Origin of the sequence: Methylobacterium sp. WL119 (genome assembly GCF_008039875.1) — a bacterium.
Lineage (GTDB): Bacteria > Pseudomonadota > Alphaproteobacteria > Rhizobiales > Beijerinckiaceae > Methylobacterium.
The window spans coordinates 13,426-26,099 of the sequence record NZ_VRUU01000047.1; the positions used below are offsets into that span (position 1 = coordinate 13,426).

A 12,674-nucleotide genomic window follows, 5' to 3' on the forward strand; every position below is an offset into this window, starting at 1 on the left:
GATTCCGGTCGCGATCGTACTGGCAGGGACTTATCCCGCGCTGCCCCGGGGGCGGGTAAGATCGCGTACCATCTTCGCGCGTCGCGGGTTGCCCTGTCGCAGGCCGAGCACGTCCAGCACGCGATCCCGAGCCAATGAGTCGGTAATCGTCGCGCCGTCTTCCAGCGGATGGATCACCATGGGATTGACCCGGGCGAGTTCCGCCAAGGTCTCGATCGCATAGGCCCCGCGGCTACGGGCTGCACGGACCTCAGCGGCCAACGTCGCTTCCGCGGTTCGGGGGGCATCATCGAATGTGTTCATCACCGCGTTCTACGCGGGTGCGCCAGCGGAAGTTTCTTGGGTCGAGGCCTCGTGATCGGACGCTACTGCATCCCGGCCGGACGCGGGCGCGGGAGGCCACACTTGGTAAGACCGAGAAACATAGCCCACTGCCTGAGCGCAGGGAGCGGAAGTGTGCAATCAGCACCGGTCTCGATCGCTCCGACGACGTCAGGTGTGAGGTCAGCCAAGCGTGCCGCGTCAGCTAGGGACAACCTCAATCGGCTTCGCGCCGTACAAGCATGCTTCGCGAGGTTGCTCAGCAAGGTATCACGCTGCTCTTCGAATTCACTCATGATATTCCACTGGACCTGTCCGTGGAGGAGCTCGCGTCAGGCAACCCTGCGGTCTTTCCGCTCGCGCTCGGTCAAGGGGCCGGATCGGCCAAGGTGGATCGCCTTGGCGAGGGCGGAGCGATGTTCGGCGTAGCTCACAGCGACCATCGGGTAGTCCGCCGGCAGGCCATACCGGGCGCGGTAGCTGTGCGGATTGCACCCATTCGCGGTCAGATGCCGCTTCAGCGTCTTGTAGGTTTTGCCGTCGATAAAGCTCACAAGGCCTTCGTGCTGGATTGATTCGCGGATCTGGGCCGAGTTCGGTGTTTCAACCGCATCACGGGCAGGCGCCCCGTCTTCGACCGTGTGCATACCGGACGCCAGACCAGCGATCATAACGTGCACGCGCGCGATCAATCCTGGAAGCTCGGCGGATGGAACCGGATTGTTCGCAACGTATGCAGCAACGAGTTCAGACGTCAGCTCGATCGCAGACGGGGCGTTGGCGGAGATTGGTGGGTACACGCACACAGCTCCTCGGAGGCCGAAATACACTCTTAGGTTGATACGCCGCATTGCGCTTGCCTGAGAGCGTGCTACGGTTTGCATGAGCGCGCATCGGTGCTTATTTTCACGTGTGTATAGAAGCATTCGTTTGGTCAAATCATGAGGACTTTGTTCTCGACCGCAGACGAAGAGCCCAAGAATGGATTTCGGCGCTGGCGCGAAACGGTCTTCGAGCGGATTGTCCCGGTCGAACTGACGCCCGCCGATGCTGGGGCATTCCAGGGTACGATGGAGGCTGCCGACGTCGGTCCGTTGGTGATCACCCGCCTGACGCAAAGCGCGATCAGGACCGAGGCGACGGCGGATACGATCCGCCGGCACGGCAAGCACGATACGCTCAACGTCGCGATTGCGCTGCACGGTGTAGTGTTCAGCGCGCAGGATGATCGCACCTCAGTCCAGCATCCCGGTGAGATTGTGGTGCTGGATCGGCGCCCGACCGTCATGGCCACCGACGCCGAGAGCCGGACATTGTTTGTCGAGCTGCCTCGTGAACGTTTGGAACAGGCACTTGGATCGACACGTCGTTACACGGCGCTAACCCTTGGGATGGATCAAGCCAGCACCTCGTTGGTCACCACCTTCTTCCAGGAACTGGTTCGCACCTACGCACGACTCCCGTCGGATACGACGGCACGGATGGCTTCGATCGGGGTCGATCTTCTCATTGCCAGCCTTGCGGAGCGTCTTGCCCGTGAAACGCCCAAAGACCTGCAAGGCACGCTCATCGTCCAGCGTGCCATGGCTTACATCGAGGGCCACCTCGGCGATCCGAACCTGGATCCGCCCACCCTTGCAGCCGCCGTAGGCGTGTCGTTACGCTACCTGCAGCAACTGTTTCGCCAGCACGACCGCAACGTCGCCGATTGGATCTGGCGCCGACGTCTGGAAGTCGCGGCGCAGCGGCTCATGGATCCCGGCCATGCCCATCTGACGATTGGAGCGCTCGCGTACGGCTGCGGCTTTGCCACCCAATCGCACTTCAGTCGCCGCTTCCGTGACCACTATGGGTTGTCCCCGAGCGAGTACCGGTGGCTCTCCTTCGGCTCGACGTCCCAGACGGCTTCAAGCGCTGTCCGATCACGATAAGGCTTTCCTTCGCATTGAGGCGCCACTCAAACCTAGCCAGAAATGGCTCCGTCTCACCTACGGACACCGGATCGGTGTGGCCCCGAAGCATCACGCGCACGATGAAAAGGAGACAACCCTAAAGCGAGGCGACTTCCCTTATAGGTTGTGTTTTATGGGTAAACCATGCAACTTTTAGGTCGCTTTAGGCTCGCCTGATGGCTAATGATCACCGTCAAGACATAACGGACCGGTCGCGTCTGCTCGCGCGTATCGCCGATCAACTCGGCGTGCCGATCACCGAGCTCTACACCTCGTATCGCTCGCTTGGCCCGGCGGATGCCCCCGGGGAGGAAGCATTAGCCGTGATGGCACTGGTGCAAGCCTACTTTGCGATCGGCGACAGGGTGACCCGTCAACGCAGCATTCAGCTCGTGCGGTCGATGGCCCGGATTACTCCCGTCCGACACAGCGCTGAGGCTGCACCCAGCGGCGTCGCAGCATCCTCCACGACCGGTTGAGGCCGATTGGGCGTTACGCTGAGATGGGCTCCGGATCGGTCATGGCGATGCGCCTCGGGGGCTCGTCGCAGTCTCAAGCGTGCGCCTTGATCGACGGGGCAGCAAACAGCGCCCGAAGCCGTGCCCGATCCAGCTCAGTCGTCGCCAGCACCGGGGTTGGACGCGCGAACAGGTAGCCTTGCATCTGTTCGCAGCGCAGCTCGCGCAGGATCGCCAGCTGCTCGATCGTCTCGACCCCCTCGACCGTGACCTGCAGGTCGAGATTGTGCCCGAGGTTGACGATCGCCCGCACGATCGCGAGTGTGTCCACGTTCTGCCCGAGGCGGCGCACGAACGACTGATCGACCTTGATTTTGTTCAGCCGGAACTGCTGCAGGTAGCTCAACGAGGAATAACCGGTCCCGAAATCGTCGAGGGCCAAGTGGACGCCGAGCCCGCGCAGGTCGGTCAGGACCTGCACGGCCTTCGCTGCATCCTGGATGAACACGCCCACGGTGATCTCGACCACCAGTCGCGCCGGGTCGAGCCCGTGCTACGCTAGCGCCGCCGCGACGATCGCCGGCACGTCGGAACTGGGTCGGCGAGACGTTGACCGAGACGGGCCACGGCTGCGCCCAAGCCACCGCCGCCGCGCAGGCAGTGTCGATCACCCACTCCCCGATCTGCCCGATGAGGTTGGCCTGTTCCGCCACCGGGATGAACTCCCCAGAGAGATGAAGCCACGCTCCGGGTGCTGCCAGGGCGTCGTGCAAGGCGAGGTGGCAGATACGCGCATCGTCGCGCCTGCGGTGGGTGAGGTCGCGTAGGGCAACGGCGGTAGCAGGCTTCCCGCCGAACTCGATCGTGCGACACCCTTACAAAGCCACACGTGAGATCCGAGTTTCTACGGTCTGCAGAAATTGTACGTTCACGCTGGCGCCAGACCGCTGTCGGACTTCGCAGCTGAACTTACGTCCGTCGCTATCAACAGTCAGCTCAAACCGCTCGGGGACTTGCGCGTGCATCCGAATATGCAATCGCGCACCACCGTCAGACAAATCGCGGATCGAGCAGGCGATACAGCTGCCAGGCACATGGATGCTGGCTGGTAGCAGGACACGGGTCCGACGCTCGTTGCGCCGCTCTTCCATCCCCACCGTCCAGTTATCTAGACTCGTACTGATGCTCGATACGCCTTCGGCCGCATGCCGCATGCTAGCGAGGATCTCCCCGGTTGCCCGGGTCTGCTCGTCCATCGATGCGCTGACGCCGTCGACATGCGCGCTGATCGTTCCAATCGCCGCGGTGATCGATGCCAGCGTCGTGGCGACCTCCGCCGACACGGTCTGCATGCTGGTGACCTCGCCGCTGATCCGGTTCGTGGCCGCAGCGGCCTGACCGGCCAGATCCTTCACCTCGGCCGCCACAACTGCGAAGCCGCGTCCGGCAGCTCCCGCTCGCGCCGCCTCGATGGTGGCATTCAGTGCCAGTAGGTTGATCTGTTGGGCGATACCCGCGATCACGGCGGCGACGCCACCCATCGCGCTCGCCGCCGCACGCAACCGCTCGGTCGCAGCGTCCGCTTCACCAGTTCGCCCGTGGATGTCATCTACAGCCGTCTTGGACTGCGTCATGCTACGCGAGATCTCTTGCGCGGCGGCGTTCATGGTCTCAGCGGCGTCAGTCACCACCTGCACGTTGTCGAGGGTTCGCTCGGCCGCCTGCACCGCGACGGAACGCGCTGCCATGTTAGCTGTGACGTCAGTGGCGTACTTAACGACCTTGGTCAGCTGGCCGTTGGGGTCGAAGATCGGGTTGTAGCTTGCCTGGATCCACACTGAGCGGTCGCCCTTGCCGAAGCGCTGGAACATGCCGGAGGAGAAGTCGCCGCCGCGCAGGCGATCCCAGAAGGCTGAATATTCCGGAGTCTGCGCGTAGCCGGGTTCGACGAACATGGCGTGGTGCTGCCCACGGATCTCCTCGATCCGATAACCGACCGTCGCGAGGAAGTTTGCGTTGGCATCCAGCACTGTACCGTCGGGAGCGAATTCGATCACCGCCTGGGACCGGTTGACGGCCGCCAGCTGACCCGCCGCATCAGTTGTCTGCAACTTCTGCGCAGTGATGTCGGTAGCGAACTTCACCACCTTGATCGGCTTGCCGTCTCGATCACAGATCGGATTGTACGTGGCCTGGATCCAGATCTCGCGGCCGCCCTTGGCGATTCGCCGGAACTCACCGGCTGCGAACTCACCGTGGGCGAGCTTCGCCCAGAATTCACGGTAGGCCCCGCCCTCTCGCTCGGAGGGATCCACGAACAGCCCGTGGTGGCGGCCCTGAATTTCGTCGAGGCTGTAGCCCACCGCATCGAGAAAGCTCTGGTTGGCAGTCAGGATCGTGCCGTCGAGGGCGAACTCGATCACGGCTTGGGAGCGGTGCAGAGCATCGAGCTGGCCATCGTGGTCGATGTTACGAAGCACCTGCGCAGTGATGTCGGTCGCGAACTTGACGATCCGGGTGACACGTCCCGCGCGATCCAGCACAGGATTGTAGGTCGCTTGGATCCAGACCTGGCGACCCCCCTTGGCGATGCGCTTGAACTCGCAGGTCTGCGCTTCACCACGGCGCAGCCCCTCCCAAAACACGCGGTAAGCGTCGCCATCGCTCTCACCAGTGGAGACAAAAAGCGTATGATGTTGTCCCTTCACCTCGGCGAGGGCGTACCCCGTCAGGTCGAGGAACAGCACGTTGGCGGCTAGAACCGTACCGTCGGGGGCGAATTCGATCCGAGCCCTGGACCTGTCGATTGCCGCCATGAGCGAGCGCAGATCGGCATCGAATAAGGGCACAGAGTTTTCTCACCAAGCGCTGATGATTGCGCGCCCGTTCATAAGGACGCCTGCTTAACGCTTTGCTCAAACGAGACCTGCTACAGCTGAGATAATTTGGATTTTATGCATTCTACGGCTGCTCTCTTACCATCTTGCGTGCATGCGTCCTGCCGCAGTACGAGGCGAGATATGCACGCTTACAGAACCGCTATGTCCGTCCTCGCCTTGACCACCGCGCTCGCCGCGGTCGGAGCGGCTCACGCAGAACTGTCCAGTGCCATCAGGATTGTGCTTCAGAAGGGCCGTCACTATGATCCTACCGATCTGTTCCTGCGTCGAGGTGACACCATCACCCTCGTCAATGGTGACGACAGCACGATCCATCACGCCTTCATCGAGGCCGATCGGTTCGCATTCGATGCTGGGGATCAAGAGCCCGGCAATCGGGCCACGCTCACGCTCAAAGAGCCGGGCAACTTCATCATTCAGTGCGGCATCCATCCAAAGATGAAGCTCACCCTGCACGTTCAATAGCCCAAACGATCCCCCTTAGAGCACTAGCAGCTTAGGTGAGCCCGCAACGTCGCCGGGCTGGAACGCGCTCACGAAATGCACGTCGAGCGCAAACGCGTTTGGATTTTCTGCGCCGAGAAAACGACCGTTTTCTTGGCAATCGTTAACGCGGATCGTTGTCTGGTGTGTCAGAGCTACGCAGGACAACCGATATATCGGAATTAGAGTGGGGGATTATATTTCTGTTCGTTTTTACCCATCATCATGGTCGCTGTACTAACATGAGTTAGCTAATGGCGGGCGTTCAATCTGAAGTTGTGCGGCTCGCCGCTTTGCAAGAGCTGTGTCTGCTCGATACGCCAGCAAGCGAGAGCTTTGATCGTATCACCCGGATGGCGAGTCAGCTTTTCGGCCTCCCGAGCGCAGCCGTCTCGTTGACCGATCGCGATCGCCAGTGGTTCAAGTCTCGCGTCGGTATCGACGTGGCTTCAATGCCACGTGAGGGAGCGCCCTGTGCGGAAGTCACCGATACCCGCGACATTCTCGTCCTACACGATATCGCGCAGGACCCTGTGTACTGCGATACGCCCTTGGCGCAGGCAGGCGCCCGTTTCTACGCAGGAGTCCCACTTCTAACGCAGAATGGCTTAGCCATCGGTGCCCTCTGCGTCGCGGGCTCCGAGCCGCGAGATTTCTCGGCTGCGGAGACGGCGATGTTGCGCGACATGGCTGCCATGGTGATGGCGCAGGTTGAGCTGCAGCACGCCTATGGCCGCATTGATCCTCTCAGCGGCTTTCCAAACCGAACCCAGTTCGTCGAGGACCTGAACGATCTCGTCCTGACGGACCCACGGGGCTCGCGGCGCTTGGTCGTGTTCGTGGATCTGGCATCCCCGGATGAGCTCAGCCACGCCGCACGTGTGATAGGCGCGAGCTTCCTCGACGAACTCGTCCAAGAGGCGGCGCAGGTGCTGCGCTCAGCCCTCGGACCGACACGTACGGCCTACATGATCGGCACGAGTCAGATCGCGTTTCTGGCCCCGCGGGATGTCGTCGAGGACGCCTACATCAGGCTGCTCGCGGCGATGCTCGGCGCGATCCGCGCGAACGCCAGCTCGCGCTTCGTCACAACGGTTGCAATCGGCGTTGCCCCCTTCGAGCTCGGTCAGACCGATCCAAGTGACGTCTTACGTTGTGCGCATTGTGCGGCCGATGACGCCCGCCTGACGGACACCAGAGTCAGCCTCTACTCTTGCGAGCAGGATGCGCTGCATCGGCGGCGCTTCGAACTCCTGAACGGGTTTGGCCAAGCTCTCGAGGAGTCGTCTCAGCTGCATCTGGTTTTCCAGCCCCGTGTCGCCCTAGACACGGGGCTTTGCCTGGGTGCCGAGGCACTCCTGCGCTGGACCCATCCCGAGCTGGGAAGCGTCTCCCCGAGCGAGTTCATCCCGCTCATCGAACGTATGACGCTTGCCAAGCCCACGACGACCTGGGTGCTCAACACCGCTCTGACTCAGCTTGCAACCTGGCTGACCGAGGGCATGGATCTCGTTCTCTCGGTGAACATTTCGGCTGGTAACCTGAGTGAGCCAAACTTCGTCGAGCGCGTCATGGGCCTTCTGGTTCGACACGGTATCCCGCCGCACCGTCTCGAGCTTGAGGTAACGGAAAGTGCGGTGATGGAAGATGCTGGCCATGCTCTGGAGCAGCTTCAACGGCTCTCCTCCGCTGGCATTCGCCTTGCCATCGACGACTTTGGGACGGGTTACAGCTCCCTCTCCTACCTTCAGGCGCTTCCGTTCGACGTGGTCAAGATTGACCGCTCCTTCATCACTGGCTGCGCAGAGGATGCTCGGCAGCGTAGCCTCGTGGCGACGATGATCACGCTGACCCATGATCTCGGCTACCGCGTTGTGGCGGAAGGCATCGAAACGCAGGAAATAGCCGGTCTGATCCTCGGCATGGGCTGCGACGAGAGCCAAGGCTATTTCTTCGGACGACCCATGACGGCTAAGGCGTTCCAAACCTGGTATTGCTCAAATCGTGATCAATCGGAGATTCTTGCAGCATAACATAGTTAACACTCGTCTCTTGTACATCACAACAAGCAGTGAGGCGGTCAATGTGCATCAGTGTGGAAACTTGGACGCCAGTTGCGATTGAGAACAGTGGCTTATGAGATGGATCGCCGCTAAGCCCCTAATTTTATCAATAACACTTATACAGAATAGATTGAGTAATTTTAATCGATATAACACACTGCCATAAATTACTTTGTGCTGTGCGAGGGACGATTAAGTGACGTCTCTTCATAGGCAAGCGCCTGCTTGACGATTGTGCGAATGGCAAAAACCGCCACGAAGATTAGGATGGCATTCCAGCTACGGAGTTCGATGGTCTTCAACAGCGTAGCCGCTGTCTTGAATCCAAGCGCAGCCACGACGCCATCGGCGACGGCGAGGCGCGCCGCAACGATACCATGATGGCTACCGCGCGCTCGCACGAGTTCCAGTGCGCCGCGAACGTAACCGAACACGACGAGAAGGCTACCGCCAAATTCGATGAGCGCGGCAAGAGCACGTATCCACTGGTCGATGAGAGGCACCGCGCAAGTCTCCGTGCGATTTCTTGGCTGATCGGCCATCGGCGAACCTGATCCAGGCGCCTAGTGCGACCGCTCCTCGGCCTTGTCGATTTCCTGCTGCAGGAAGTAGTTCAGCAGCGTTCGGATCGCCGCGATGGCCGCGAGTTGGCCGATCTCGGACCAGGTCGGTGCTACGGCCGTGCGCAGGATGTCGGCGCCAAGCTCGAACTCCAGCGCCACGGCAAGCCAGCGACCGAGCCTCAGCCGCACCTGTTCCTTGGCTGCCTGCGGTCCATCATCATCCGAACGACGCAACGAAGCAGGCAAAAACAGTAGGAGGGCGAAGACAGTAGCCTCCAGCGTCGCAAACCCGATGATCAGGGCCGCTGCGGCCTCCGTGCCGATGGCGAGCCACACGGTGAAGGTTTTGATCGTCTCTTCCATTCCGGAACATGGCTCATCGCTTGATACCCTGGCCGCGGGTGCGACCAACAACCGGAACCATTCCACCCGGCCCTCAGGTTCCTCATTCCAACCCGTAGGAACTGCATCGGTGACCCGGGAGTGTCTTTCCCTAGAGATCAACTACCAGACGCGTGCGTCACCGGCTCGCCGAGGCGCACGATGGTCTTCATGCCCTGGAGCGTGGGCTGCAAGATGTCACCACTGAACTCAGACATATGTCCTATCCGCTGCTATGTCAGGAATTGAACTGTTTTCCTGACACTGACTTTTTGCATAACGTATTTTCGCGTATTCGAACGTTGGTGTTCGGTGAGGAGATACGCCGATGATCGACGAAACGCGTCACACGCAGATGCGGCAGATCGTGGCCGGCTTATCCGAAGGTGTAATCCTGATTGAGCCGGATCAGACGATCTCCTACGCGAACGCCGCCGCCGTGACGATGCATGGGGTTGCCGATGCCGACGATCTCGGCGCCACCGTGTCGGAGTACCGCGCGAACTTCAAGTTGCACTACCGCAATCACCGGGAGATCGGCCCGCTACAACATCCCCTTGACCGGGTGCTTGCCGGCGAGGTGTTCCGCGACGTCGTGGTTGAGCTGGTCCCAACCCGGGATCCGTCACACAAGTGGATGCACCGTATCCGTAGCTTGGTGACCACGGATGCGGATGGCACGCCGAGCGGACTTGCCTTGGTCATGCAAGATGTGAGCGAACGCTACCAGGCCGAGGCTCGGTTCGAGCGCATGTTCAACGCCAATCCGGCCCCAGCGATCATCTGCCGGATCAGCGATCTGCGCTTCGTGCGGGTCAACCATGGTTTCCTCGACCTCACCGGCTACCATCGTGATGACGTGCTCGGTCGGACGTTCTGCGAAATCGATCTGCTGCGCGAGGCCGAGCGTCGCGAGATGGCGATCCATCGCCTGCACGCGGGCCACACGATTCCGCAGATGGAGGCGCAACTTGCCACGCCTTGCGGGAAGGGCCGCTATGTGATCGTGGCCGGACACGCCATCGAGATGCCGGGCCCGGGCGGCATCGAGCTGTGCATGCTGTTCACCTTCGCTGACCTGGAGGATCGCCGTAAAGCCGAGATGTCGCTGCGCCACAGCGAGGAGCGCTTCGCCAAGGCATTCGATCTCTCGCCCGTGCCGAGCGCGCTGATGAGTGCGGACGGGTTGGAGATCACCAGCGTCAACCAAGCCTTCGTCACCGCGTTCGGGCATGCCCCCGAGGCCGCGGATGGCCAATCGCTCACGGACCTTGCGCTCTGGGTCGATCGCGCCGAGCAGCGCAAGTTCTCACGCGATCTCAAGCGGCTCGGCAGCGTCCGAGGCTTCGAGGCCGTGTTGCAGGATGCGGCAGGCGCCGAGATCGACTGCTTCATCTCGGCCGAGAAGGTGATCATCAACGGTGAGGCCTGCGTGCTGTGCGTCCTGCAGGACATTACCGCCCGCAAGCGCTCGGAACGCGAACTGATCACCGCGATCGAGGCGGTGATGGCCGACGCGTCGTGGTTCAGCCATGGGGTGATCGACAAGCTGGCGACTCTACGCAACCCGACCCGTTCCGGCCGGCCGTCGGTCGGGATCGAGAACCTAACGATCCGGGAGCGGGACATGCTCACGCGGATCTGTCAGGGGGCCACCGATCAGGAGATCGGGGCCGAGCTGAAGCTGTCGCCGAACACGGTGCGCAATCACGTCTCAGCGCTCTATCGCAAGCTCGGGGTCAACCGCCGCAGCGCCGTTGTGGTGTGGGCGCAGGAGCGTGGGATCGGCCCGAACACCCGGCACCTACGCTGAAGCGGGGGAAACCGTGACGGAACTACCAAGTCGGTTTGGTACAAATGTACTTTATGTAAATTGTCGGAACTTCGAGTAGAATTCCTTATTACGCAGTGGTAGCTCTGCTCATGCGAGCATCTCGGAAGATCATCCCCCTGGGTTGATATGAGGAGATCTGCTTGGCTGGGCGTCGGAAGGTGCTCTCTCCCGACCATATCCGGGCGCTGATCAAGGAAGCCATCGGCATCGTCGAGGGCGACGAGGCAATCCAGGCGGAAGCCGCCGCTGAGATCGCCGCCATCGAAGCTGCACACACGTCGTCGACCCCTGAGCCAAGACCGAAGCGCTCGACCCACAGGTGATGCTGGGCGGCGAGTAGGCGCGCGGGCTGCACTCATCTTCTGCACACCGTCAGCACATCTGCAGAGGCAGGCCTCCCGACCCAACTGCATGAAGTGGAACTGAACCATGTCCCTCCTCGCCTGGATCGTGCTCGGCCTGATCGCCGGCTTCATCGGCAGCAAGATCGTCAACAACACCGGCCAGGGGCTCGTCGTTGACATCCTGCTCGGCATCGTCGGCGCCGTCGTCGGCGGCTTCTTGTTCAACCAGTTCGGCCAGCCCGGGGTGTCCGGCGTGAACCTTTACAGCCTCCTCGTCGCCGTCGTCGGCGCCGTGGTGGTGCTGTGGATCTACCACACCCTGATGGGCCGCCGACGGGTGCTCTGATCCAGGCGAACCCTCTTCGCCGATACAGGCCAAAGACCGACCCGATCTCACAAAACGGAAGCATACCAACTATGGCGTTGTCCCCCGACACCACCCGTTCGACTCTTGACCACGACTTCCCGACCGCCAGCTTGGCCACCCCGGCCGAGGACATGCGCACGATGGCGCTGCACTCGGTCTCTTGGGGAGCGGTCATCGCCGGTGCGGTGATTGCGCTCGTCGCCCAGATCATCCTGAACATGGTCGGGCTCGGCATCGGCCTCTCGACGATCGACCCGGCCGGCACTGGCACGCCCACCGCCGGGTCGCTCTCGTCCGGCGCCGGCATCTGGTTCGTGATCTCCGGCATTCTCGCAGCCACCGCCGGCGGCTGGCTCGCCGGGCGCCTCTCGGGCAAGCCCGCCAACACCACCACTGCCTACCATGGGCTGCTCGCCTGGGCGGTCTCGACGCTGGTCGTCGTGTACCTGCTGTCCTCGGCGGTGGGCGGCATCGTCAGCGGCGCGTCGAGCGCGGTGTCGAGCACGCTTGGCGGTGCCGGCAACCTGGTCGGTGGTTCAGTGAAGACTGCGGCACAGGCGGCTGCCCCGTCGCTGCAGGGCATGAACAACCCGTTCTCGAACATCGAGGGCCAGATCCGTGGCACGACCGGCAACGATCCGGAGGCCCTGAAGAATGCCGCCGTCAGCGCGATGCGCGCTGCCGTGACCGGTGACGCCGCCCAACAGAAGGACGCGCAGGAGAAGGCCGCCCAGGCACTGGCCAAGGCTCAGGGCATCCCGGTCGATCAGGCCCGGACCCAGGTCACCCAGTATGTGAAGCAGTTCAACGACACGGTCGCCCAGACCAAGGAGCAGGCCAAGCAGGCGGCGGATGCCACCGCACGGGTCGGCTCGCAGGGAGCGCTCTACGGCGCCCTGGCATTGGTCCTCGGTGCACTGTCGGCCTTCTTCGCCGGGCGTGGTGCCGCCGTCGACCCGGTGCTTACCCGCACCGCCCCCGTCGTCACGACCCAGCGTCGGGTCTGAC

The 12,674-nt window shown here is 62.0% G+C and carries 13 protein-coding genes and 1 pseudogene; 8 read left to right on the forward strand and 6 right to left on the reverse strand.

Annotated elements, in window-relative coordinates; all coding sequences use genetic code 11:
• Positions 1 to 30: 30 nt before the first annotated feature.
• Both FV227_RS16825 and FV227_RS16830 read right to left on the reverse strand, forming a co-directional pair.
• Positions 31 to 303: a hypothetical protein gene (locus FV227_RS16825; RefSeq protein ID WP_147859501.1), complete on the reverse strand. Its 273-nt coding sequence runs from the start codon at positions 301 to 303 to the stop codon at positions 31 to 33.
• Between the two features lie 350 nt (positions 304 to 653).
• Complete coding sequence (locus tag FV227_RS16830; RefSeq protein ID WP_246686680.1) at positions 654 to 1,121, reverse strand: MucR family transcriptional regulator; 468 nt, start codon at positions 1,119 to 1,121, stop codon at positions 654 to 656.
• 141 nt (positions 1,122 to 1,262) lie between these two features.
• Between FV227_RS16830 and FV227_RS16835 the strand changes: the two genes are divergently transcribed.
• On the forward strand, positions 1,263 to 2,252 hold the full coding sequence (locus tag FV227_RS16835) for a helix-turn-helix domain-containing protein (protein WP_147859503.1): 990 nt from the start codon (positions 1,263 to 1,265) through the stop codon (positions 2,250 to 2,252).
• Positions 2,253 to 2,449: 197 nt separating this feature from the next.
• Positions 2,450 to 2,752, forward strand: coding sequence for a hypothetical protein (locus FV227_RS16840; protein ID WP_147859504.1), 303 nt, complete (start codon positions 2,450 to 2,452; stop codon positions 2,750 to 2,752).
• Between the two features lie 73 nt (positions 2,753 to 2,825).
• Here the strand turns inward: FV227_RS16840 and FV227_RS16845 are convergent.
• Positions 2,826 to 3,269 (reverse strand): annotated as a pseudogene (locus tag FV227_RS16845) (EAL domain-containing protein); the annotation flags it as partial.
• A 337-nt stretch (positions 3,270 to 3,606) separates the two neighbouring features.
• The gene (locus FV227_RS16850) at positions 3,607 to 5,547 is read right to left on the reverse strand and encodes a PAS domain-containing protein (protein WP_147859505.1); all 1,941 of its coding nucleotides are present in this window, start codon (positions 5,545 to 5,547) and stop codon (positions 3,607 to 3,609) included.
• Between the two features lie 225 nt (positions 5,548 to 5,772).
• On the opposite strand from FV227_RS16850, the gene FV227_RS16855 reads away from it, so the two are divergent.
• Together FV227_RS16855 and FV227_RS16860 are read left to right on the forward strand one after the other, a co-directional pair.
• Positions 5,773 to 6,096 carry a hypothetical protein gene (locus FV227_RS16855; protein ID WP_147859506.1) on the forward strand — a complete coding sequence of 108 codons (324 nt, stop codon included), beginning with the start codon at positions 5,773 to 5,775 and terminating at the stop codon, positions 6,094 to 6,096.
• 272 nt (positions 6,097 to 6,368) lie between these two features.
• Positions 6,369 to 8,147: a sensor domain-containing phosphodiesterase gene (locus FV227_RS16860; RefSeq protein WP_147859507.1), complete on the forward strand. Its 1,779-nt coding sequence runs from the start codon at positions 6,369 to 6,371 to the stop codon at positions 8,145 to 8,147.
• A 197-nt stretch (positions 8,148 to 8,344) separates the two neighbouring features.
• Here the strand turns inward: FV227_RS16860 and FV227_RS16865 are convergent, their stop codons facing one another.
• A complete protein-coding gene (locus FV227_RS16865; RefSeq protein WP_187274854.1) occupies positions 8,345 to 8,680 on the reverse strand; it encodes a DUF1622 domain-containing protein in 336 nt (111 codons plus the stop codon).
• 60 nt (positions 8,681 to 8,740) lie between these two features.
• Positions 8,741 to 9,103 (reverse strand): DUF1622 domain-containing protein, encoded by a 363-nt coding sequence (locus FV227_RS16870; protein ID WP_147859509.1) that lies wholly within the window; start codon positions 9,101 to 9,103, stop codon positions 8,741 to 8,743.
• 346 nt (positions 9,104 to 9,449) lie between these two features.
• Between FV227_RS16870 and FV227_RS16875 the strand changes: the two genes are divergently transcribed.
• The 4 genes from FV227_RS16875 to FV227_RS16890 all read left to right on the forward strand — a co-directional run bounded on the left by FV227_RS16875 (position 9,450) and on the right by FV227_RS16890 (position 12,673).
• A complete protein-coding gene (locus tag FV227_RS16875) occupies positions 9,450 to 10,934 on the forward strand; it encodes a helix-turn-helix transcriptional regulator (protein WP_147859510.1) in 1,485 nt (494 codons plus the stop codon).
• Between the two features lie 179 nt (positions 10,935 to 11,113).
• A complete protein-coding gene (locus tag FV227_RS16880; RefSeq protein ID WP_246686677.1) occupies positions 11,114 to 11,278 on the forward strand; it encodes a hypothetical protein in 165 nt (54 codons plus the stop codon).
• Positions 11,279 to 11,384: 106 nt separating this feature from the next.
• The gene (locus FV227_RS16885; RefSeq protein ID WP_147859512.1) at positions 11,385 to 11,645 is read left to right on the forward strand and encodes a GlsB/YeaQ/YmgE family stress response membrane protein; all 261 of its coding nucleotides are present in this window, start codon (positions 11,385 to 11,387) and stop codon (positions 11,643 to 11,645) included.
• A 71-nt stretch (positions 11,646 to 11,716) separates the two neighbouring features.
• Positions 11,717 to 12,673, forward strand: a complete 957-nt coding sequence (locus FV227_RS16890; RefSeq protein ID WP_147859513.1) for a PhnA-like protein — start codon at positions 11,717 to 11,719, stop codon at positions 12,671 to 12,673.
• Position 12,674 lies beyond the last annotated feature (1 nt).